The 23,798-nt window shown below is 43.7% G+C and carries 20 protein-coding genes and 2 tRNA genes; 12 read left to right on the forward strand and 10 right to left on the reverse strand.

Annotated features, from left to right (window positions below; all coding sequences use genetic code 11):
• Positions 1 to 46: 46 nt before the first annotated feature.
• Entirely contained in the window at positions 47 to 862 is an 816-nt protein-coding gene (locus tag DN068_RS01865) for a CHAD domain-containing protein (protein WP_110997189.1), read from the forward strand.
• Positions 863 to 964: 102 nt separating this feature from the next.
• On the opposite strand, the gene DN068_RS01870 is transcribed toward DN068_RS01865, so the two are convergent.
• Positions 965 to 1,741 carry a glycosyltransferase family 2 protein gene (locus tag DN068_RS01870; protein WP_110997190.1) on the reverse strand — a complete coding sequence of 259 codons (777 nt, stop codon included), beginning with the start codon at positions 1,739 to 1,741 and terminating at the stop codon, positions 965 to 967.
• A gap of 138 nt (positions 1,742 to 1,879) precedes the next feature.
• Here DN068_RS01870 and DN068_RS01875 point away from each other — a divergent pair, with 138 nt between their 5' ends.
• The 4 genes from DN068_RS01875 (at position 1,880) to DN068_RS01890 (ending at position 6,449) form a co-directional block, all read left to right on the forward strand.
• Entirely contained in the window at positions 1,880 to 2,653 is a 774-nt protein-coding gene (locus DN068_RS01875; protein WP_123985201.1) for a polysaccharide deacetylase family protein, read from the forward strand.
• A 48-nt stretch (positions 2,654 to 2,701) separates the two neighbouring features.
• Complete coding sequence (locus tag DN068_RS01880; RefSeq protein ID WP_110997192.1) at positions 2,702 to 3,901, forward strand: DUF2252 domain-containing protein; 1,200 nt, start codon at positions 2,702 to 2,704, stop codon at positions 3,899 to 3,901.
• Positions 3,902 to 3,907: 6 nt separating this feature from the next.
• Positions 3,908 to 4,543 (forward strand): MgtC/SapB family protein, encoded by a 636-nt coding sequence (locus tag DN068_RS01885; protein ID WP_110997193.1) that lies wholly within the window; start codon positions 3,908 to 3,910, stop codon positions 4,541 to 4,543.
• Between the two features lie 334 nt (positions 4,544 to 4,877).
• A complete protein-coding gene (locus tag DN068_RS01890; protein WP_110997194.1) occupies positions 4,878 to 6,449 on the forward strand; it encodes a T9SS type A sorting domain-containing protein in 1,572 nt (523 codons plus the stop codon).
• A gap of 21 nt (positions 6,450 to 6,470) precedes the next feature.
• On the opposite strand, the gene DN068_RS01895 is transcribed toward DN068_RS01890, so the two are convergent.
• Positions 6,471 to 6,953, reverse strand: coding sequence for a hypothetical protein (locus tag DN068_RS01895; protein WP_110997195.1), 483 nt, complete (start codon positions 6,951 to 6,953; stop codon positions 6,471 to 6,473).
• A 19-nt stretch (positions 6,954 to 6,972) separates the two neighbouring features.
• Here DN068_RS01895 and DN068_RS01900 point away from each other — a divergent pair, with 19 nt between their 5' ends.
• Both DN068_RS01900 and DN068_RS01905 read left to right on the forward strand, forming a co-directional pair.
• Entirely contained in the window at positions 6,973 to 7,968 is a 996-nt protein-coding gene (locus tag DN068_RS01900; RefSeq protein WP_243630061.1) for an acyl transferase, read from the forward strand.
• A gap of 99 nt (positions 7,969 to 8,067) precedes the next feature.
• Positions 8,068 to 8,154, forward strand: a tRNA-Leu gene (locus DN068_RS01905).
• Positions 8,155 to 8,198: 44 nt separating this feature from the next.
• On the opposite strand, the gene DN068_RS01910 is transcribed toward DN068_RS01905, so the two are convergent.
• Genes DN068_RS01910 through DN068_RS01920 form a run of 3 tightly spaced genes read right to left on the reverse strand, consistent with a single transcriptional unit; the run spans position 8,199 to position 10,745 of the window.
• Entirely contained in the window at positions 8,199 to 8,678 is a 480-nt protein-coding gene (locus DN068_RS01910; RefSeq protein ID WP_123985202.1) for a hypothetical protein, read from the reverse strand.
• Between the two features lie 19 nt (positions 8,679 to 8,697).
• Positions 8,698 to 9,294 carry a hypothetical protein gene (locus DN068_RS01915; protein WP_110997197.1) on the reverse strand — a complete coding sequence of 199 codons (597 nt, stop codon included), beginning with the start codon at positions 9,292 to 9,294 and terminating at the stop codon, positions 8,698 to 8,700.
• A complete protein-coding gene (locus DN068_RS01920) occupies positions 9,291 to 10,745 on the reverse strand; it encodes a patatin-like phospholipase family protein (RefSeq protein WP_110997198.1) in 1,455 nt (484 codons plus the stop codon). The genes DN068_RS01915 and DN068_RS01920 overlap by 4 nt, the downstream gene beginning before the upstream one ends.
• Positions 10,746 to 10,906: 161 nt before the next feature.
• On the opposite strand from DN068_RS01920, the gene DN068_RS01925 reads away from it, so the two are divergent.
• Positions 10,907 to 10,993: transfer RNA gene (locus DN068_RS01925), tRNA-Leu, on the forward strand.
• A 266-nt stretch (positions 10,994 to 11,259) separates the two neighbouring features.
• A complete protein-coding gene (locus DN068_RS01930) occupies positions 11,260 to 16,767 on the forward strand; it encodes a T9SS type A sorting domain-containing protein (RefSeq protein ID WP_110997199.1) in 5,508 nt (1,835 codons plus the stop codon).
• A 105-nt stretch (positions 16,768 to 16,872) separates the two neighbouring features.
• Here the strand turns inward: DN068_RS01930 and DN068_RS01935 are convergent, their stop codons facing one another.
• The gene (locus DN068_RS01935) at positions 16,873 to 17,730 is read right to left on the reverse strand and encodes a class I SAM-dependent methyltransferase (RefSeq protein WP_110997200.1); all 858 of its coding nucleotides are present in this window, start codon (positions 17,728 to 17,730) and stop codon (positions 16,873 to 16,875) included.
• A gap of 119 nt (positions 17,731 to 17,849) precedes the next feature.
• Here DN068_RS01935 and DN068_RS01940 point away from each other — a divergent pair, with 119 nt between their 5' ends.
• The 3 genes from DN068_RS01940 (at position 17,850) to DN068_RS01950 (ending at position 19,542) form a co-directional block, all read left to right on the forward strand.
• Positions 17,850 to 18,380, forward strand: coding sequence for a GNAT family N-acetyltransferase (locus DN068_RS01940; RefSeq protein WP_110997201.1), 531 nt, complete (start codon positions 17,850 to 17,852; stop codon positions 18,378 to 18,380).
• A 160-nt stretch (positions 18,381 to 18,540) separates the two neighbouring features.
• A complete protein-coding gene (locus DN068_RS01945; RefSeq protein ID WP_110997202.1) occupies positions 18,541 to 18,969 on the forward strand; it encodes a hypothetical protein in 429 nt (142 codons plus the stop codon).
• 18 nt (positions 18,970 to 18,987) lie between these two features.
• Positions 18,988 to 19,542: a globin family protein gene (locus DN068_RS01950; RefSeq protein ID WP_110997203.1), complete on the forward strand. Its 555-nt coding sequence runs from the start codon at positions 18,988 to 18,990 to the stop codon at positions 19,540 to 19,542.
• Between the two features lie 118 nt (positions 19,543 to 19,660).
• Here the strand turns inward: DN068_RS01950 and DN068_RS01955 are convergent, their stop codons facing one another.
• The 4 genes from DN068_RS01955 to DN068_RS01970 form a co-directional block, all read right to left on the reverse strand.
• Positions 19,661 to 21,082, reverse strand: a complete 1,422-nt coding sequence (locus tag DN068_RS01955) for an RtcB family protein (RefSeq protein WP_110997204.1) — start codon at positions 21,080 to 21,082, stop codon at positions 19,661 to 19,663.
• Positions 21,083 to 21,319: 237 nt separating this feature from the next.
• A complete protein-coding gene (locus tag DN068_RS01960) occupies positions 21,320 to 22,381 on the reverse strand; it encodes a DNA polymerase beta superfamily protein (RefSeq protein ID WP_110997205.1) in 1,062 nt (353 codons plus the stop codon).
• Positions 22,338 to 23,132: a nucleotidyltransferase domain-containing protein gene (locus tag DN068_RS01965; protein ID WP_110997206.1), complete on the reverse strand. Its 795-nt coding sequence runs from the start codon at positions 23,130 to 23,132 to the stop codon at positions 22,338 to 22,340. Before DN068_RS01965 ends, DN068_RS01960 begins: the two co-directional genes overlap by 44 nt.
• A gap of 228 nt (positions 23,133 to 23,360) precedes the next feature.
• Positions 23,361 to 23,681: a S24 family peptidase gene (locus DN068_RS01970; protein ID WP_110997207.1), complete on the reverse strand. Its 321-nt coding sequence runs from the start codon at positions 23,679 to 23,681 to the stop codon at positions 23,361 to 23,363.
• Positions 23,682 to 23,798: the final 117 nt, after the last annotated feature.

Below are 23,798 nucleotides of genomic sequence, written 5' to 3' on the forward strand. Positions count from 1 at the left end.
CCCATATTAAACACATTCCCCACATTTATTAGCCGTATATTTAAATATGGATCGTGGGAAAATAAAAGGACTGATACATGCCCATACGCACAAGCTGGCCGGGCATGCGGAAGAAATCAGCAAAGGTTTTGACGAAGAAGAAATTCATGTATTCAGGGTAGAAGTGAAGAAACTACGCGCTTTGCTCCGTCTGCTGGAAGTTCATTATGATCATATTCCCACCCGTTTTTCCCAGAAGTTTAGAGAGCTGTATCATATATCCGGTTTTTTGCGTGACACACAACTCATGCATAAACGCTGGGACGAAAAACAGTTTCCGCCGTTGCCTGAGCTCAAAGATTGGCTGAGCAAAGAGATCGGCAAGTTTGAAAAGGACTGGGAAAAACAACATGAAGCGTCAAGTATAGACGGTTTCAAGGAGAAACTGCATGAAATGGACTATGGGCATGTGGATACTGATGATCTGCTGCTGTTCTTTTCCCGGAGACTCAATATTATCAAACGTGCACTGATGCATGCACCGCTCAGCGACGTGGAACTACACGAAATCCGCAAAAAACTGAAGGATATGCAGTACATGGAGGCATTGTGTGCAGACGAATGGAAAAAAGGTCATGAGACCATCGGAATTTTTCCGTTGCAAAAAATCCATGAGACCGCTGATGTAGCCGGAAAATATAATGATCTGCGTATTTCGCTGGAAATGCTGGATAGTTTTGAAGAGGACAACTCAAAATCTGCCGACCGTAAAGTTTTAGCGGAGCTAAAGGAAAACCTGCTGGAACAAAAAATCAGGCAACGAAAGACATTGATGGAAGCCTTGCAGGTGTTTAATCCGCCGCCGCCCGTCGCCGAAGCGTAAATGACTAAAAGGTTAATTGAGCAAAAAAGTTAATTGGTTAAAAAGTTAAAAGGTATTTTGAATCGAGGACTGAATTAACCCTTTGGCCATTTAACTAATTAACTAAAAAGAAATGCCTTGTTTTTTCAATTCCGTATACTGACGGATTTTCTGATATTTTACAAACGCGGCGTAGGCGGAGTTTTTGCACAGCAGATAACCATAATAGCCATCCCGGATGCCCTGCCGCATAATGTACAGTTTGATAAATTCCCATTTCGGCCAAAGCCATAATTTCAGGAAGCTGCAATGTTTGCCACGCGCTACATCAAACTGGGCACCGATTTCGGAATATTGTTCAATTTTTTTGAGATGGTCGGAAATCGTGTAGTAGCTATAATGCAAGGCATCTCCTTTCAGGAAACCGATTTTTCCGTTTTTATCATGCAAGTGCCAGCCTTCATGCACTTTGTCGGTCGTCATACGGCCTTTGGTTTTATTCCACAGACGTAATTTCGGATTCGGATACCAGCCGCAATAACGGATCCATTTGCCACAATAATTAGTGAGGATATTGAATTCGTATGCGTCAAACTGCGGATTGTTGCGCATTTCCCGGATACTCTTTTCTAATTCCGGAGAAAGCGCTTCATCGGCATCCATATTGAGTACCCAGTCATATGTTGCCTGCGTTTCTGCAAAACCTTTCTGTTCGCCGTAACCGTTGAATGGATGCTGGATTACCCTGGCGCCCATTTTCTCTGCGATAGCAACCGTGCCATCTTTCGAGAAACTGTCCACAACAATCACTTCATCGGCCACTTTGCGCACAGATTCTATGGCACGGGCAATGTTGCGTTCCTCGTTGAAAGTGATAATTACGGCACTGATTTGAATCATTATATCAGAAATTGGGGCTTTTGGCGCAAAGCCAAATACGGGTTGCAAAAATAAGAATAGACGTGATAGTTATAACGATCCTTGGATATTTGTTTGAAAATACCCAAAAACGAGGGATAAAGGGAAATCTTAGCATCTTTGCAGCAAAGAATAATATATCTGATGCGTTTTCATTGGCTGCTGCCTTCAATAAAAGGAATTCCTGTACTGATGTACCACAGAGTGTGGCCTGGCCTGAACGACGGGCTGACGGTAACACCTGAAAAATTGCGCGAGCAATGGAGTTTTCTCCGGAAAGAAGGGTACCACACGCTTTCGCTCACCGATTTTTTAGAAATAGCAGAAGGTAGAAAGACCGCACCCGAAAAGGCTATGTTGCTCACTTTTGATGATGGCTACCGTAATAATCTTACCTATGTTTATCCACTGCTGAAAGAATTTGGTTGGTGTGCAACGATGTTTATTATCACGGATACGCTTGATGGAACGGCGCAATCAGAAACAGAAGCATTGAACGAAAAGCTAACAGTCGAAGAACTTCGAAGTTTTGATCCTGCAGTGATGCAGCTTGCTTTGCATGGACATCATCACGAAAATTTCAGCAATACGCCGCTCAAAAAACTAAAAGAAATCATGCTGCAATCGGCCGCTGTATTCGATGCGGCGGAATTGCCTTTTCATAAAGTACTCGCGTATCCTTATGGCGCGCGGCCCAAAGAGACAGCGCAGTTTGACGAGCTGAAACGATGGCTGAAACAAGAAGGTTATCCGGCTGCATTCCGCATCGGTGGCCAGGTAGCTAAAATGCCAGCGCCAGATATGTACGAGATCCGTCGGATTGATATTCGTGGTACAGACAGCATGGAAGATTTTCGTATCAAACTGAAGAAAGGAAAACTGAAACCGTTTTAAGCAACTGAGCTTTATTTTATTTAAATTTATACTAGATAAAATAAAGCTATGGAGGATGTTGTACGGCGCATTGTACGTTTTAACGAAACACGCCTGCCAGATATTATGCAGCGGAAATATGCTGCCATGAGCGTAGATGCTTTTCGGTTTTTCAGAGGCAGTGCTCATTTATTCTACGAAGATCTTCACAAAGAATCTCTTTTTAAAAAGCAGCCATCTACCTGGCTTTGCGGTGATCTGCACATCGAAAATTTTGGAAGTTACAAAGGCGATAATAAGCTCGTTTATTTTGACGTCAATGATTTTGATGAGGCGGTACTGGCGCCTTTTACCTGGGATGTGGCACGTATGGTGACGAGTATTTTGATTGGCGGTAAGGTGTTGAATATACCTAATGACGGCATCCGTAAAATGGCTGGCATGTATCTCGATACCTATTTTCTTTATCTGCAGAAAGGTAAGTCGAAACACGTAGAAGCGGAAACTGCCAAAGGCACGTTGAAGCAATTTCTTGAAAAAGTGGAGCAGCGGAAAATGAAGGCGCTGCTGGCGCAGCGTTGCGAACTAAAAAAGGCTTCGCTAAAGCTTGACGACGAAAAGCAGCTTTCATTGCAGGAAGATAATAAAGGGAAACTCGTAGCAGCGTTGGCAAAATGGATCGACAAATCGAAAGATAAACGGTATCAATATGCGTTGAAGGATGTTGCATTCCGTATCGCGGGAACCGGCAGTCTGGGTTTAAAGCGTTATGTTTTTCTCGGTGAGAATATGCAAGGCAAATCGACGCTGATCGATATGAAAGAATGTGCGCCATCTTCGGCTGTCAGATGGATTAAGAAGGAGCAGCCGGAATGGAGCAGCGACGCTGAACGGGTAGTATGGGTGCAGAGGATGATGCAGGATACACCGCCGGCGATGCTTACGGAATATAAATTCGGAAACGACTGGTATATGCTGAAAATGCTCCAGCCTACGGATGATAAACTGAATTATCAACATCTTGCCAGTGATGTGCCCTCATTAGAGCAATTGATGAAAGATATGGGCATGTTGACCGCATCCGCTCATTTGCGTATGACGGGCCGTAAAGGCGCCGATACAGCAGACGCACTGATGGAAGCGGCATCCGGCGAGGGTTTGAAGAAAGATATTCTGAAGTTGGCCACTGATTATTGCAAACAAACTTTTACGTACTTTCAGCACTTCGCCGATGCTTATCAGGCAGGATATTTTAACTCAAAAGAATAATAGTTCATGGAGCCCGTCGGGATTCTTACAAAATTAATACTGGCAGTACTGGTTGGTGGTGTCATTGGCGCTGAGCGAGAATACCGCAGTAAGCTGGCTGGTTTTCGTACGTTGATTATGATCTGTCTCGGGTCTACGTTGTTCACCATTTTCTCACGTTTTATTGCCTCACCTACCGAAGTGTCTCGCGTTGCTTCTAACGTAGTAGTGGGTATTGGTTTTGTGGGTGCCGGTGTTATTTTTAAAGGAGATAATAACCGGGTGAACGGGATTACTACCGCTGCTACGATCTGGGTTACTGCCGCATTGGGCGTAGGGATTGGCGCGGGCTATTATGTGATTTCATTTCTGGGTTGCGCGTTTGTTTTACTCACACACATTGGCTTTCCTTATCTCGAGGGTTTGATTGATAAAGCTAACCGTGGTCGCACATACAAGATCGTTTTCCCTTATCCTGAATTTGACGAACAGAGCTTCGACAAAATTTTCAAAGAATACCATCTCAAAGCGAAAGAAGGATATCAAAGTAAGAAAGGTGCCTGGATAGTAGGCGAGTGGCTTGTTTACGGCCGCCAGAAAAATCACGATCGTTTTATTCAGCACATTTTACAGGAATCGAGAATTGAGCAGTTCGATTTTTAAAATAAGATTCTGCTGTCCTGAAATTTTTAAAAAAAAGTCTTTTCACGGAGCGAAGCCATTCTGTAGTTTTCGTAGAAATTTAGTCTTTACCAATTGATTTGAAATTGATACAGGCGGATATTCTTTTTTGTTTGGTAATACAACAATGCTTTACTTTACGCTATCCCCCCTCATAAATGAATTGGAAAAAGATCTGAATTCTTCCTTTCAAATCTTTTCTGTTTCGGTAAAAAATCTTGCTCCAGAGCGAGCTTAAAATTTTATTAACTGCGTGTACGTTTTCTGTCTGGTTTTAGGACAGGGCATGCTGCTGTCCATAATTAATAACAAGTAGATGAAACGAACAGTTATTTGTTTCCTGGTCTGCGGTATTTTTTTGGGTAAGCCTCTCTTTGCACAAACCCCGGCAAAAATGCTGGCAGCTCCTGAAGGCTCCTACACCGCTTTTTTTAATTATTTTGATCCGAGTGCTGCGGGCATGCCCGCAAACGCTGCTAACGCTTCAAAAGGAGTAGCCGGTATTGAGAATTTTAAGTATAGCTCCGGAGATATAAGTCTTGGAAGTGGTTTCATTATAAGAACTAGTCGCAGTGATGGAAAGGTGTGTCTGTTGACCGCGGGACACGTGGTTTCTATGATAAAAGATAATCCACAGGCAGGGGACAAAATTCCGATGGACCTGTATTTTCAATACCTGGGACGTGATAATAATGGCTACGCACAGACAATTTCCGGTATTAGTGCCAGTGTCCCGAACGCGATGCTGGCAGCTTATAGTAACGAACGTATCTTTTTGCCCGAAGCACAACAGACCTTGCCACTCGATTATGCGATTTTGCTAATCGACAAAAAAATGCTTCCCAAAAAAAGCATTACTACGCTCGGGTATAATCTTAACACAGTAGCATCTTCAGGTGGTCAATATTATGCTTTGGGACACCCAAATGCTATGCCAATGTGTATTGCGAACGGCCTCAATTATCAGGGTGGCTTTAGCCTACTTGCTCAGTTCAGTTGTACTGGTAATAATAATATTGGGCATGGATTCTCGGGAGGGGCTTTGTTTGCGGCCAGCACAACACAAAATAATGATGCGGTGATAGGTTTGCTAATGAATGGATCCACAGCGGATTTTCCCATTCCGAATGCTCAACTAAAGGGGCGTGACGAAGAATTATCTTATCTTACCGGTGGTGTCTTTTTACACCTGCAATATATTGCCGACAAGATCAGGCAGTACTGCCAACAGGCGAGCGCAGGTGCGCAAGTAGTTACCGATCCTTATCTGGCTCCTGAAGATGTGGATAACATGACTAACTGGAATGCATTCCAGGTGAATGTCACAGCAAGTAATTTGTCTGGTTTGGCAACAGTGTCCAGTGCAGATTACACGCAAGAAAATCCGAACTCAAAATTGTTTCGGGGTAATGTTTTGACGATGAATTTTAATTACCTCGCATCGACGGCATCGCAGAATCTGGTCACATCATGTATTGCATCAGAAACGGATCTTGAAAATGGATTTGCTTTTACCGCAGATAATAACACGGAGTTTTCCGTTTACTCGGTTGTACCGGAGCGTCCGACTTCCACAAGCAGAGTTGCTCCAGCATCATTTGCCAGCGGAGCTATTGCTCAGCCTACTTCTTTTGCTGTTATTTATCCCAATCCAAGTTTTACAGGAATTTTTTCTATTGATATTGAGCATAATGATGCGCCGCAACTTCAATACTATTTGCAAGTGTACTCGTTTGAAGGAAAGGTCATTTCCCAAAAAAAAGTGCTGGCCGGTATGCACAGCGAATTAAACCTTCAGGGCAATGCAAATGGAACGTACATTGTCATTATTAAAGATGAACAAGGAAATGTACAATTTAGTAAACAGGTGAATTATCTGGGCAACTAAACACTTCTTTACATCAGCGATCTATGGCCTTAAATACAAATCTGGTGTTGTAATCCTGTTACTTTCGTGGCCGGCAACATCTTTAATGTAGATGATGAAATGCAGCGTGTCGCCGAGTGTTTGGTGAATACTGTCCGGACGAGAAGCGATGAACGCACTGTTGATAAACACCGTGCAATCTCCTTCCATGCCGGTTGATGCATTTTTCAATTCACCGGGGATATTCGGGAAAAAGGAAGAATAGAAAAGTTGGGTTGTGTCACGGCTGTCGTAGAAAAAGATATCCTTATTCTGCCCGGATGGGTTATTGCCGAGATCTGCATCGCCGTCTGTCAAATGGAATGTAATAAATACACTATCTTCGCCGGAGGCTGCTTTGAGGCTGTCAGGCGTCATAGATTCAAACCGGATGGCAGGTATAGGGCTCATTGAATTAGAATTCTTTTTACAGGCTGCAAAAAGAAAAACGCCCAATACCGTAAGTACGACCAGTTGCCATTTCATACCATCAAAGTTAATAAAAGTGAAACATATTTTTGACCCGGTATCACCGGCGTATATACCGGATATCAACGCTGAAAACTTCGCTGATATTGCGTTGTCTTTGTTCCGTTTCCAGTATTATAACAATTCTTTGTATCGTCAATATACGGATGCTTTACATATTGATCCCGTGTCAGTAAAAACACTGACGCAAATACCATTTTTGCCCATCTCGTTTTTTAAGACTTATCAGGTAAAAACCGGTGACTGGACGGATACCGCACTTGTTTTCGAAAGCAGCGGTACTACCGGAGATATTCCCAGCCGGCATTATGTGCATGACGGTGCTCTTTATGAATCTGCACTGTTAGACGGATTTAAATCTGTTTACGGTGATCCTTCCGAATATGCAATCATAGCATTGTTACCTTCTTACCTGGAACGGGGTAATGCATCGCTGGTACATATGGCCAAAGTGCTGATGGAAAAAAGCGGTCATGCCGATTGCGGTTTTTATCTCAATGAATGGGACAAACTAAAAAAAGTACTGCAAAGGCTGGAAGCGAATGGACAGAAAACTTTACTACTCGGTGTCACCTTTGCCCTGCTTGATTTTGCAGAAGCTGCGCCGATGCCTCTAAAAAATACAATTGTGATGGAAACCGGCGGTATGAAAGGACGCAGAGAAGAGTGGACCCGCGAACAGGTACACACTTATCTGAAGAATCAATGGCAACTTCATGACGTACATTCTGAATATGGGATGACTGAATTACTGTCGCAGGCTTACGCAGTGAAAGACGGTATTTTTAAAGCAACGGCCAGCATGCAGGTTTTGGTGCGCGATATCAATGATCCGCTGGATGTGCAGAAGCAAGGAACCGGATGTTTGAACGTAATTGATCTGGCAAATGTTTATTCCTGTGCGTTTATTGCAACAGAAGATATTTGCAGAATCAGTGCTGACAGTAGTTTTGAAGTACTTGGCCGGATGGATCACGCCGCATTGCGTGGATGTAACTTAATGGTTTTGTAAAATAAATATTTGAAGTTTTTTCGGCAGGGTATTGTGAAAATGGAATCCGACACTTACCTTTGCAGCCCAAAGTTCTTTAAACGACCTGAAGAATTAAATGCCCAGGTGGCGAAATTGGTAGACGCACTGTGTTCAGGTCGCAGCGCCTGCAAGGGTGTGATGGTTCGAATCCATTCCTGGGCACCAACATTAAAAGCCTCGTAACGATTGTTGCGAGGCTTTTTTATTTGCTAGTCATTGGTGTCTGCATGCGCTCTCAGATTTCTAAGTCTTGCCACTGCTTCATTTAAAGTTTGGGTGACCAGTTCCATTTCTTGTTCCAGTTGTAAATTGTGTTGTTTCGATATGTTTCCTGCGATTTGGTGTTTCGCAACCCATTGGTCAATGCGTGTTTTTCTGGCTTGAAAAATGGAATCATCAGACGATTGCTGACGCAGAAATTTCACCCAGGGGTATTCCCGTTTTTCATGTGCATTGCAGGGGCTACATGATAACACACGATTCGAAATATGGTTGCACCTGTTGGCTTCGAGATGATCCATATCGCCTTCCCGTTTTTTTCTATCTAATTGCCGGTCGCAATAACAGCAGCGGCTATCGAAATAAGTCCAGATATCCGTTTTTTCTTTCTCAGTTAATTCGCGGTCGAGAATGGTTTTTAGTGTCCGTCTGATGATATTGTTTGCGTAAGATGGTGTGTTTTTGGCCATTGGTTTTTTGTACGGGTTATCAATAATTTCCAATAAGCCAAAAGTATGCCATTACAGAAATACTGCAGACAAAACCGATCAGTACAATTCCCCATTTCACGATCTCAAGAATCTGTATCATTTTGAAAGACGGAGCAGCGATTTCCGGTTTCGAAAGATCTGGTTTGGGTATCACGATGTTTTTATTGCCTACCATTCTCCAGAAATAAATATTCTCAACATAATCGAGCAATAAGGAAACGAGTTGCGCCCAGCCGAGCATCACAAACCACCATCTGCCGATGGCCGGCGTTTCCACATTTACCGCAACGTGCATACACAGAATATAGATGCTGCCATAAAGTGCCGGTATGAACAACAGGCTGCCAACAAGCAGTTGCCGGTGAACTGCGGTGACTGTTTTGTCTGCTTCATCGGGAAGATCATGGATGCCTTTGATTAAATATTCCAGATCGAAACTTTTGACCGGAAATTCCATCTCTAGTATAGAGAATTTTCTCCTGACCGGGTCTTTCGTAAAAAAGAATTGTGATTGTTTGCGCATCAGCCAGGTGGCAACCAACATAATGACGAATGCAGCGCAAAGTAAAAAGAGGAAATTAGGGATCTGAATCATGGGTTTGGTTTTACAGATTGAAAATAATCTTGCCGTTTGCCTTTGTATTCCTCCCAGTCAAAGGATTCCAGGAATTGTGTAGCAGCTTCGGCACCTTTGGCAAACAGATCAATCTTCTGCTCATTGTTCAGGAAAAAGTTGAGCCAGTTGTATTCTGATACAGGAACCTTACCCACACCGAGATTCATCATTTTATTTTTCAGGCTGAAATCTTTATCATAATAAAAGCGGACGGTGTTAAACATTCTGCCAACATAGCCGGTGAAACTCCAGTCGTCTGGCTGATTGTTCTTGTCCTGCGGTTTGCTGTCATCCAAATCGATGCCGAATGTGGGCAAACGCGGCAGGTTGACATCCTTGTTGTAAAACAGGTTGATGGGAAAATTAGAAAGAATGCCGCCGTCCACAAATCGCACAATGTGTGGTGGCGACTGTACGTTGAATTTTTCCTTCCATAACTGAGCTATTGCATCATTTTCTATGGGGATGTCTTTAATGTAGTATGACTCAAAAAAAATGGGAATCGACATCGATGCTCGGACGAAACCTGCAGGTTGCAGTTCATGCATCGCGTCGTTTGTTCTGAAAAGACCGGCCATTCCGGGCAATTCAAATTTATTCTGGGTGACCAGTTCCGATGCAATGAACACAACATCTCCTTTCAGGTCATCAGTGTTTTCAGTTCTGCCATTGGCCATCTTTAGCGGCGGTGTTGTTTGCGCGCGATTGACAAGATCTTCCACCGTAATGATGTTGTTATCAGTCATGTGTTTTTTGACCCAGTCGTAAAAAAAATCACCGGGATTGATGCCGAAGCCCGCATTTTTCAGCCGCTGCAGAATAGACTGTGCATAGATTCCTGCGAGTATAGCCAATAATGAGAACACGCCGATGAGTATAAAAACCGGCGTAGTTATAAAGCTTAGCTGCGGAAATTTATGTTGCAATCCAAGCAGAAAGAATGCGAGAAGTAGCAGGATTGCCATGGCAACAGCAAACTGTTTTAAAAGCTTTCTAACCCGCTTTATGAAATCCGGTTCTTTCACAAGATTTCTGATAACGAGTTTTGCAAATGGATGGCCATCCACAAGCCGGAACATATCCAGATCGGCCAAGGCTTGTATCAGATAGTCTGATTTTGCTTTCGATTTATCTTCCTGTATCGCCATCAGGGATGTGTTGATTGCGCCTGCACTAGTGCCCGCCAATTTCAGAAAACGGATGCCGGCTTGTTCCAGGATATATACATAACCGACGAGTGCCACACCCAAAACGCCGCCGCCTTTTTGCACCAGGTTTACGTACTGATGGCCATCATTATCGACGACATCAGAAACGGTCAGATCGCTTTTTTTAATTTTTGCTAAACAGGCTGTCACTCGGGGATTATTCAGGAAGTCGGAAACAGTAAGCGATCGCTTGTTGAGGTTCTCTTTTGCATTTTTGGACATGTGTGTGTGGATGATAATACAAATTAAAAAATATAATATAAATAGCCATGTGAAAAAGACCCTTTTTGCTATCGGAAAGTTCCGGTGAGGTATTGCAAGAATGAAAAGTGGCACTTATCTTTGCAGCCCAAAGTTCTTAAGGACGACCTGATTAATTAAATGCCCAGGTGGCGAAATTGGTAGACGCACTGTGTTCAGGTCGCAGCGCCTGCAAGGGTGTGATGGTTCGAATCCATTCCTGGGCACCAACATTTAGAAGCCTTCACAGAAATGTGAAGGTTTTTTATTTTAAGCAAATGGGCAAAAGGCCTTGAGTCTCAGTTAAGATTCGGGGCCTTTTTTATATAGCTCAAGTTGTTTGAGTTTTAAACCTCTTTGAAGGCTGATAAGAAATAAAAAGTCGGATTGGGCTAGTATTCCGTCTGTTCGGTCTGTCTGTTCGAAAATACATATTGGAATTTTGTGTTAGGTAATTCGGGTTTTTCCGATTCGCTCAACTATTAAATTCTTATGTATGGGAAAGTGTTTAATTAACTTTTTACTATGCGCGCTACTGCTGCCCCAGGTAATCTGGGCACAGCAGAGTCCGGATATAGTAATCAGTTCTGTGCAGACGCCTGCACTTACCCCGTGTTCGGGGCAGGGGACGTTTACATTGCGGCTCACTAACTTGACGGCCTCGCCAATTAGCAATATTGTGGTGCGTGATTCCATGCCGCCCAATGTCAGTTATGTGTCGGGTTCGGTATCAGGTACCAATGTGAGCTTTGGAAGTACTGTTGCCTCAAACGTTGTCACATTTAATGTGTCTTCACTGGCAGCCAGTCAGGTATTGGATATTTCATTCAACGCTAGTGCGAATTGTGCAATCTCTACCGATCCTACCATGATTACGAATACCTACAAGGCAAGCTGGGGTACCTTTTTTGGAGCGCCAATCAAGACGTCAACCTATAGCGCTTTGTTTCCTTCGTTGTCTATTACGCCAGGCAGTACCGGTACTTTTAATGCCAATTGTCTGACGCCATTTGTGCGCAGCTTTACTATTTGTAATGGTGGCTTCGGTTCTGTGGATTCTGTGGTTTTTACGGATGCGGAAAACCAGTCGAGCCTTGTCGTGCAGGGATTCAGTCTCGGTACGCAAACGGGTTTGGGTACTTCTAGTGCAAAGACAGTTTTGCATGCGGCAGATTTTATGAGCGTAGGTAATGGTGATGGTAAACTGGACCAGAACGAATGTATTGTAGTTTATGACACATTGAATGTAACCGGTAGCACCAGCCCGATTGTTGGTACTTATAAAGCGACCTGGGGTTGCAGCGGCAGTATTTGTACTAATCCTTCCAGCAATACTTATACACTGAATACAACTATTAATGCATCGAGTCCTTTACAACCTGCATTAACGCGTACTATGTACGTGCTGGGTACGCCCGATAGTCCGAATCATATTTACCGTCAAGGCATGAAGTATATGGAAGTTGTAAAAAACAATTCAAGTGTTACTGCGGTGAATGCTAAAATCATGCCGATTGTTTATGGGTTAAGATATATAAATACGGATTCAATTTGGGCTTCGAAAAATGGCGGTACAAGGTACCATCCTGCCATGGCGAAAGTCGGTAATCCTTATGCATGGAGCGCCGGTGCCCCATCCGATTACGCCAATTCTTTAAACACGTTTACTAATTCTGATAAACCGACCAACGAGGAACTGACCTTGGGCGATCTCGCGCCAGGCGACAGCGTGGTGGTGACATTTGAAGTAAATACCGCAGGGCCGGTAACAAGAGTAAATGTAAGCCCCTTCGATCATTGTTGGGCAGAAGCTTTTTGTGGTGGTTGCGCGCGTGGTATGTATGGTCCTGCCATCTCCGGTGCTGCAGATGCACGGATGACCTGGCAGGGATGTCCTTCGGGAACTTTTTCGTCTTGTGCGCTTCGTTTTGGGCAGAAAATGTTTAACGGAGTAAGTACAACTTTGGTAACTGAAAATGACGTCACCAGTGGTTATGGTCATATGTTGGCTCGTTTTAATGGTTATAGCGGTTTTACAGATAGTACAAATCTAGACGGTAGTCGCTGTGCTTATTTTGAGAATGATACCGTACGGGTACTCATGCATGTGGATAATCTGGATCTTCCGTTTTATACAAGCAAGAGTCAGTTTTATATCAAGATCTATACCAATGGTGGCTCTAAATGGGATGGTAAATTAGCCCGTACTTTTGGTAGGATCACCAGCTGGTCATCTACACCATGGTATCCTGATCATGTAGTGGATAGTTCTGCTATAGACAGCACGATTCGTGTTTATTTTAAAATTGGCAATTGTCCGATTCCAAATTTTACAACGAAAGACGTTAATAATAGTTATGGCGGTGGCGGCTGGGACCTAAGCATTGGCTTTGTCAATACATGTCCGGGGGCTGCGCAGAAGCGTGTTTATATGACACGTGTTTATACTGTCGATACTACTAGTGGTGAGCCAGCTATTGAGTCAGGTACCAATACTTTTCCTTCCAATTATACCTGGAATAGTAAATGTGCGGGGGCCTGTCCTAATGGAGTATCTGTACTGTCATATGGTGAAGCACGAACTACTTTTGGCGCGCCGGACAACGATCAGAATGGTTTGCCAGATGCCTCTGGTAGCATTAATATGAGCAAGGTTGCTACAAAGTTGATTACCTGGGGCGATACGATGCAACTCAGTTATAAAATGGTAGTGCATACGACTAACCCCGGTGGGGTACCTTATTTATACGTAAATAGCTCCATTAACTATTCTACACTTTCTTCTGCTGTAACGATGAACGGTTCGCTCTCTAAAGATTATCCGGTGATTACGCTGATGCGGCCGGGCGTAGGTAGTTTTACCGGCACATCCAGTTCGCTTCCTGTAAATAACAGTAACAGTTTTACCAGCAATCTTTCTTTACAAGGTGCAGGCGGAGTTGCTATTCCGGGGATTACTACTTACCAGGAAGGAGATACGGTATTATTAACGCAGAATATTGTTTATAATAAAGCCCACTCAGGGTGGGGTGTCATAACATGGAGTTTTCAGCACAACCCGTATATATCGACTGTAATCAATCCGACAGCTGCACAGCAAATGAGATGCGATTCTGTGATCTGTAATTTCCAGACGGTAGATATGGATATTGCGGCTAGTACATCTACTACTACTGCCAGCAATTGTAGTGATTCTGTTACTTTCCGTTGGGGTATCCGTGCGCAGGAAACCGGTTCGGGCTGTGGTACTAATGTTTTTCCTTACGAATCACGCAACGTGTATACACCAGTTACTGCTAAAATTGCGATACCGGCTGCTAGTAATTATACGTTCAGAAGTGTAAAGCTTTATTGGACGAGGGTGATTACAGGTAGCGGAAATCAGTGTGGCAGTCCTATTAATGGTGTTATGCTTACACCAAGTCAGTACAGTGTTGTAGGTGACACCCTTTATCTTGATTTTAGGCAGTTGTGTACTTCTTTGGGTCTCGACTATAAACAAAATAATTTGTATTCCATTTTTCAGGTGGATGTAACGGTTAAGTATAATCTTGCCGTAGCGGGTTGTAATAAAGATCAACTTCGCCCAAGTTACAGTTTCCCGGTTGTGTATCGTTTTGAGACTTCCCGTCCGATGGATACGACAGTGAACCCGACCTATTATAATGGTACTAGCAATACTGGTAGTTCGGCAACCATTCAGTGGGCAGGTGCAAATGCTAATACACCTTCACTTTATGCAGGCAGCTCTTCTGTGGTAACGCGAAATGTAATGGTAGTGCCTGTTCGTTATACAGTAAATAATACAACAGGTCTTACTGGTAATTGCTGGATGGCGATTCCGAGTACGGCTGGTGTGATTGTAGATAGTGTAAAGGTGAAAACTACAGGAGCTTTGGTGCCTCAAACGCCGGCAGGCAGTGCTATTTATCAATTGGGTGATCTGGGTGGTAATGGTTCTACAAAAGATTATGATGTTTACACACACCTGATTCAATGTGTCAATACACCGTTTAATATTTATGCCGATCGTTCTCCTTGTAATGGCTATCCGACCAGCTGGTCTGCTTACGCTTGTCAATCGAGTGCTAAGGTGGCGACTTACACGTATACTACGTTTCCTGGTGAATTACAGATGACGGATAGTCTTTTCAGTGCATCAAAAGAGGTTTGTGTGGATGATACTTTACAGTTTGCTGTGGTGAACAGTCAGACGCAAACGGCCAACAGTGTTCGTATTGGTTTCAATATTCCTTCGGGAATGTCATTAGTCCCTGGTGCAACTTACCTCAGCTATGGCAACGGTAGTTATGTACCAGTGAGTGATCCGGTATTGAGTAATGGTAGCTATGTCTGGATACAGCCGGCAAGTGATACATTGGCACCTGTAAGCCAGACGCCGGCTAATATCATGTATTTGCGTGTAGTTTTGAGTACATCATGTGGTTATATTTCCGGATCACAAATCACCAGTACCATCAATGGTAATGTGGCGTGCGGGCCGATCACAAGCCTGTATAACACCAATCCAGCTCCATTGAGCATTATCGGTGCTCCTTCGTTGAGTTATCTGACCAACCCGAAAGCGACCGTTACGCCGCTTGCCGGTTGTGGTATGGGACAATCGATTAAATTGGTACTTCATGTCAGCGGTGGTGTGTCGAGAACTGGTGATACCGCCAGATTCATCCTCCCGAAAGATTATTATTTCGTGAGTTATGATCCCGCAGCTGCCGGTTCGTATAATGCACCTTCCGACCAGCCATCGGTTGGGACACAGGGAGACGGCAGTACGGTGATCAGCTGGGGCAGTCCGGGTGGTGTAGCTGCCGGAGATAGTGTTGTTTTCAGCTTCGTTTACAATGAAAGAAACCTGAGTAATAAATGTAAAACAGACGCATCGCGTCGCGCAATATTTACTACATACATTACCAGTGGCGTATTTTGCGTGAAAACAAATGGTATTTGTCCCGTGTCTATTGCAAATGGATCAGATACAACAGCTCCATTGCTATCCATGAGACCTACGCTTTCAGCGAAAACAGACAGCGTTTTCTACGGTCCTGGCGCCGCTCCGAATAATCCATATCATAGTTATTCGAGTCAATTGCATATTACTGGGTCTATCAAAAATGCGGGTCCGGGTGCAGTGGCCGAAGGTACACCTATCTATATGGAAACATTTATCGATGTGGATAATAATGGTGTGATCAGTGCAGGTGATACGCAATACAATTCTTACATCTACAAGGGTGGTATTGCAGTTGGCGACAGCGTTGCAATTGAATTCCTGGATACAACCAGTCATCGTTATTGTCTGCCATGTTACCAGAAAAATGTACTGATCCGCTTTACAGATGCGCCAACGTTACCGTCTTCTGCTTCGCAATGTCTTTGCGATTCTACCACTTCATCGATGGTGCCACAAGCCTTTGTAATGTTGCCATTGGTCATATCAATGAATGATTTTTCTATTATGCAGAAAAACTGTAACACCGCAATCGTGCAGTGGAAGAATATGGATAATCCAGCTCAGGAACTCTCTTATCAGATAGAAATGAGTGAAGACGGAGCGCATTTTACAACGGTAAATACTGTTATTCCTGCAGATCCGATTGGTACTGTTTACTCGAGAAATGTAGTATTGCCGACAGGTGTGTCTTATCTGCGACTGACGCAAATGCTCAATGGTAACAAAGCTTACAGCCCAGTGAAAATGATGCAGAATACTTGTCAGGGACAGGGGGATGAATTGAAAGTAGCGCCGAATCCTTTTGAAGGAGGACCGCTTACCGTTACTGTTACCGAAACAGAAGCAGGTGCCGTTACTGTGAAAGTGATGAGTACAGAAGGAAAGGTTTTGAGCCGATTGGATAAGGATGTAGTTGCTGGTAAAAATGAGTTTGAAATTTCTGATCTCGATCATCTTGCTCCCGGCGCGTATATCGTGTGGGTGCAGCATGCCGATGGTACCGTTGGTACACAGAAATTGATCAGGAAATAGCGTGCGTACATAAATAAGGTTTAATAGTTGAAATGCAAAAGCTGCTTCAGTCTTGGAGCAGCTTTTTTTATTTTCTGGTTGTTCTTAAATGCTGCATTCCGCAAATCAAAAATCGCAAATGAGAAACATTTCTCCACTCGCAGGTGTCAAACCATCTGTTCTGTCTTTGAAATAGCGTTGTTTCATGTCTTTTGTGGAGATAATCCGGCTGTTTTTTAATCCAGCTTCATGTGCCATAATCAGTACTTCTTCTGGCGGGAAAAAACTTACAAATGGGGTGCCTGCTTCCCTTGCTCCTTTTTCTCCGATCATTTGCAATTGCTGATCTGCTTCATCCATCAATGCCAACGGCAAATAAAAAGTCATAGCCAGCACAGAGCCCTGCGCCATTTGCGCTATTTTGTGAAGCGTATCCATAATAGCCTCTTTTGTAAGGTATAGGGTTACACCCGTACAGGCAATCACCGCAGGTTTGTTGATGTTAAAACCCGCTTTTATCAATTCATCAAACCAGGATGTTTGCTCGAAATCAACCGAAACAAAATGTAACCAATCTGGAATGCCATATCCCAATGTATTCAGACGTTGTTGTTTCCATTCCTGTGTTTCAGGTTGGTCTATCTCAAATATTTGCAGTTTGGAGGCTATATCAGGTCTGCGTTGTGCAAACGTGTCGAGGCCAGCACCAAGCAATACATATTGTGCGATTCCTTTTTCGCTTTGATCGATGATCAGGTCTTCAATAAAACGTGCTCGTGCTACAATAGAAGCCCGGAGTCTTTTGGTGAAGTCTGCATGCATGTCCGGCCGTTGTTGCCAATCTTCCTGCGGCGCAATTAATTTCAGCCCAATCTCATCCTCAATCACTGCAGGTTTCGCATCAATCTCTAAGTGTATGGCACGCCACAATGCAGTGCGGACGGCAGTGTTGTCTGGTTCGGGTGATTTCTTATTTGGTTCCATTTATGCTAAAGTTAAGGTTAAACCCTCAACCCCTAACGGGGAGTTCTGGTGTGAGTGAATTGTGAGGATTAGCAACAACTTAAAACCTATAACTTACAGCTTAATACTTACGTACAACTATGCAACTAACCACAGACCGCCTTATTATTAAACTGGTAACGGCAGATGACCTTGAAGATATACATGCGCTGCATTCTATACCGGAAGTGGACCAATACAATACTGCGGGTATTCCGGAAAGTATAGCGGTGACCAAAGCCTGGATCGGGGAATGGCTGGTCGAACATCAGAAGGAAAAAGTTGAGAAATATTTTCTTGCTGTTTTTCTGAAAAATCATCAGACGTTTATCGGAATGATGGGACTAAAACTCAGTGCAGCAAAATATAATAGTGGAGAAATCTGGTATAAATTTTTACCAGCACATTGGGGTAGTGGTTATGCTACAGAAGCTGCCAAAAAACTGATTAGGTTTGGTTTCGAAGATTTAAAGCTCCATCGTATAGAAGCAGGATGTGCAGTAGAAAATATTGGCTCCGTGCGCGTTCTGGAAAAAGCCGGCATGACATTGGAAGGAAGAAAACGACAAACACTGCCACTAAAAACTGGTTGGGCAGATAATTTTGAGTACGGGATTTTATCAACGGATTAAAGCAGCAACTACACGGGATATTAGCATTCATTAATTTAGTTGAACTTCTTCAAAGTCGCGACAGCGGCTTTTTTTATTCCTAAAAAAATTTCCAACTATTGAATCCGCAATAAATAATTGCTCGTATATAAATACAATTCGGTGACAAAAAAGTAGCGTTATGAAAAGGAGAACAGTGAAGCGTGCATTAAAATGGGTTGGTATTACTTTGCTGCTTTTGGTCGTGGTTTTAGCCGTACATATTTATCTGGTGACAAGGCCGCAAGCGCCCACAGAACACACTGTAGCTATGGCTCGGATAGATTTGAAACAAAAAATTGACCAGGCTGATGCTGATAAGATTAACGCATGGTTATCGCAACAAAAGGGTGTAGATCATGTGCTTTGTAATCCTGAGTCTGCTATTGTAGTGTTTACATTTAAGCCAGTGCAAACATCTGCTGATTCTATTGTAGCCGCATTTAAAATCCAGCTTCATTATAAGGCTCAACGATATATGCCTACAGAAGAAGAAATGCAGAGTGGATGCCCTGTAGCGGCCACGTCCGTGACGTTTAAAGTTTATCATTTCTTCCGACGAATTTTCTAATCATTTAAAACCAGAAATATGAAAAAAGGAGTACTACTGCTATTACTGGCAGGTGTCTTCGCCATGTCCGCGATGAACAGCTCGTGTAAGAAAAGCGATGACAACACAACGACGATGACATTGTACGATTCTCTGGGTGGTACCACGATGGTGCAGGACCCGGCGAATACGTCCACAATGATTGAAAAAGGCAGGCTGGGCATACGTTCGGTAGTAGACAGCGCGATATTTGTAATCGCAGCTGACAACCAACTCAACGGATTTTTTACGGTATTGCTGGCGGAGGTAACATCTGGTAACACAACGGGATTTGAGGCGCTGAGCAAGAATCTTACTGATTTTATTTGTGTGGCTGCGGGCGCTAAAAACTTTACCTATGGCGGAAAGAATATGGTTGCGGCACATGATCCTGCACAGAATAGCAGGATGAATGGTAAGGCTACGAGTGCCAATTTTGATCAGTTTCTAAATGATGTAGGTGTTGCCGCAAAAAAATGTGGACTTTCTGATCAGTTGATTGGCCAGGTAGCTGCGCGGTTGAATACTGTACGTAGTCAGGTCGTGCAGCAATAGCTGAACCCCCAACCCCTGAAGGGGAGTCCCAGCGCGAGTAACTACCCTAGCCCTAAAGGGGATCTCAGTACGAAATGCTCAGAATACTCGCGTTGAGATTCCCTTTAGGGGATAGGGGTTAATCCTCCCGGCTTCCATCATCCGCCATGCGCACCATTTTTGGTGTGAACTTCGCCACAACATCGACCAACGCAGTCTGCGAAGCCATCACCATATTAATGTCCTTATATGCCATTGGGGCTTCGTCAAGACCAGCTCCAATTAGCGTTACTCCTGCTTCTTTCAGCGTCTCTTTCATCTGCGCCTTTGTAATGTTTTTAGTAGCAGCAGTCCGACTCATTTGTCGGCCAGCTCCGTGCGATGCAGAATTGATTGCTCCTGCTTCTCCTTTACCGCGTACTAAAAATCCCGGCGCAGTCATAGATCCAGGGATGATTCCCATCACGCCTTTACCTGCCGGCGTGGCGCCTTTACGGTGCACAATCACTTCTTCGCCGTTCCAGATTTCTTTCCATGCAAAATTGTGGTGGTTTTCAATCTTCGCCAATACGACGCCACCCATCGCTTTCACCAGTTTTTGGTGAATGATATCATGACAGGCAGACGCATAGTCACCCGCAAGATTCATCGCTAACCAGTATTCCTGCCCCTCGGCAGAGTTGATATCGAAGTACGCAAGGTTCTTCGCTTCATCCGGCAGTTGACAGATTTCTTTAGCCAACTTTGTATAATGTCCGGCGACTGTCGCGCCAAAGCCACGAGAACCAGAGTGGGAGAGCAGTGCAAGGTAACGGCCAGCATCAATATTTAATAATTCATCACGTTCCGCAAAATCAATGATGCCCCATTCCACAAAGTGGTTACCGCCACCGGATGATCCTAATTGTGTGTACGCTTTATCGTGCAGTTGTTTCACGAACGGCGTAATGTTAAATTCATCGCGTTCCAGTATTTCATGATCCGCACGGTATTGGCCTCTGAATCCGTTGCCGGCACCAAAGTTTGTCATGGCAATCAGTTCGCGTTTATACTTCGCTTCATTGGCATAGAAATGCGTTTCCGGAATATCGAAAATTGTCAATGCCATCCGGCAACCGATGTCCACACCGACACCATAAGGAATGATAGCATTTCGGGTGGCTAATACACCTCCAATCGGCAATCCATAACCCTGATGCGCATCTGGCATCAGTGCTCCCGCTGCAGTTACCGGCAGTTTCATTGCGATGTCCATTTGTTTACGGGCGCCTTGTTCAATATGTGCTTCACCGTAAATCGTATATCGTTCCGGATTTTGGTTGAGCGAAATCATCTGATGTTTCGGGTCGTTCGCATCTTCAATTATGGCTTTTGCTAATGGTTCCATGATTTCATCGTCCAGAAAGTTTTCCGGGTAATCTTTTACTTTTTGCAGCATAGCCAATGCCGTAGTTTTTTCCTGTGCTGCAAACTGCTGCGCCACAGCCAGCGCCACGCCTAATATTTTTCCTTCTGTATAGCCGATCTGTAAAAGATCGGCGCCTGTGATATGATTGTTCATTTGTAAGTAGTTTGTTGTTAGTCAATGAATGGGTACTCGCGATTGTTATCTCTACAATAGGAGCGATCTCGCGACGACATGGGTTATAGTAAAATGAGTGTCATCCTGAGCGGAGTCGAAGGATTGCTCGTGCTTGTTACTCGCGTTTATCAAAAGAGAGCGACAATAAATTAATCCTTCGTGAAATCTCATTGGGACGTTCCTCGCTATGACCCGTGCGAGTTTGTGTAGAATGAACTAACGGAGGTACAACTCAGTTCTCATCTTCACTAGTGTCGCTTCTATTACGCTCATGTCCGGCGTGTCCTGCAACGCACTGTTCGCGAATGCTAAATCTATACGCCCCATAAGGTCATCGGCCATTTCTAATAAGTCTTCATATTCAAAACTGCCTGATTTTATGGCAAGCAATTCGGTTCTGTTGTTTCGTTTTACTGATATAGTGTTACTAGCGCCTATTTCTTCGGCCATTTGCAACAGTCGTATCGTATGCATCATGTTTTTGGCATCGTAATGTTTGCCGTGTGCTTCGTTCAATGCATACCGATTTTCATTTCTTTTCGCTACCCAGTCCCAGTACTCGCGGTAGTCTTTGCAATATACAGAGTAGGCCTCCTTGTTGAAGAATAGATATGCTTTTATCGGTTCCTCTTTTGGTATTGATGAAACAGAAACTTCATTTGCCAACTCACCGCTCATCACGCCACTATAATGCAATTCATTTTTCTCATCGTGGTATAGCGCGTATAATTCCTTAGTATGCGCTATTTTGCTCAATCCACAATGTTCTTGCTTTAAATTGTTTTCGGCTAACCAATCAGTCAGCGGTACTGATCCGGCATCGTTTACAATGAAACAGAAACTCATTATTGACTTACGTTCCGGCGCCACTGGATTCACAATTTTCTTCTTGAATCCTCTTGCTTTTTTTACTTGCGTAGCCGCGTATCCGGCAAATGTTTCCCTGCATAATTTAGAAAGAAACATCCTTACCGGCAATGCGTTCATCAGCGGATGTTTATATAATATGCAATCATCTGATGTTGCCAGTAACTCCAGTATATTCGGATTGTTTTTAGACAATAGTTCTACAAAACGTCCCAGTTCATAATAGGTTTCGTCATTCGTCTCATTGCTGATTTGAGGTATGTATTGAAGCCCGAAGAACTGTTCTCTGGGCAGGTAATACACGCCTTTCAGATCGGTGTCCGATTGCTCTGTTGCCAGTCCGTAAGCCCTGCTGCCACTAACACACTCAAGGAGCAGCAGTTTCTTTTCTTTCAAGTCTTGTATCGTCATAGCGCATTATCGTTTTGAAAAAACAGTCATTCAATTTTTCGGCGTCAAACTGATTGCGTGGAAGATCGCTGGATGCAGTGCTGCAATAATTGTATTCCGTTTTTATGTGCCGTAGCAAGTCATCATTCACTGTTACCATAAGTGCTTCCGCAGCATTTGCTTTTAACGCTATCAGCTCTTGCGTCATAGTCTTCATTTTATCTGGCATGAGCGTTAGCAAAGGTTCTATTGTCATTGGCGCTATACCGTTGCGTTCCAGACACCATTTTGCCGATAACAGCGGACGCAGCACGTAAAACAACGATTTTATTTTTATAGTTCCTTCGTCGGTCAATGTTTCCAGCGCGCCTTTTGCTATGCCGAGATAGTGGTGTATGTTACTGCGCTGACTAAAATATGCGCCACATAGCGACCAAAGCTCATCTCGGAAACCGGCCTCTTCCCTGTATATCATCGGCGACTGCAGCCATTCAAACGGAGTTGTATTTGATTTATACATCAGCTGCAACACTTTTTTCAAATCCCATCCATACACATCGAGTTCCGAATTTATCGGAAAGCTCAGATGGTCTTTAGAATCGTTTATCGACAGATAGGATTTATAAGGGCTGGTGTATATAAAGCGTACATCGTAATCAGAATCCGGTGAGGGGAAACCCCAGGCCCGGCTGCCCGATTCGCAGGCATATAGTATGCGTATGTTATATGCTGCTTCTATTGCAGCAAGTTCATTTAGTATCGTTGTATTCATTGTCAGTGTTTTTAAAATTTTAGGATACCGGCTCGGTTTCTCTATTTAGCATTCGTTGCGTCGCACATTTCAGTGGCAGAATGTCTATTGCTAAGTGTATTTGTCAGCTTGAGCGGAGTCGAACCATTGCGCTCGCTGCAAGCCCAAATCCGGGATTTTGCCGATATTGCAAGTCGCTTCGAGGTCTAGAAGGGTGTTGATACAATGAGTTACTCCACACACCACGCTTTATCTTTTGTAGATTACTTTATTCTGAAATTCGCCCTCCGTCACACGGCCATAAATGATCCTGGTCCAGCCATTCTCATATCCATGATTATTGGCGATCAGATAACCTTTATTCGTGTCTTTCTTCACAATTTTATGTGCATCGATATATCGTCCTTTTACTTTGCAGAATACAATATCCCCGATCTCGTAATCGTCTGATGTTTCAAAGCTGAGTAAACTACCGCTTTTCAGGATAGGTAACATAGAGTTTCCGAAGGCTTTCATTTTTCCGTTCCCTTCCGTTTCTAACGCTCTTTTGAGCCTTTCAAATTTGTTCATTTCGTTTTGGGTTTAATAAATCGTACCCCTGGCGGGAATCGAACCCGCATGTCTCATTGCTGAGCAGTATGGCTCTAAATACGCTTCCCTACTTTGGTCTTCCACATTTCGGTGCAT

This window comes from Taibaiella soli (assembly GCF_003236175.1).
Taxonomy (GTDB): domain Bacteria; phylum Bacteroidota; class Bacteroidia; order Chitinophagales; family Chitinophagaceae; genus QKTW01.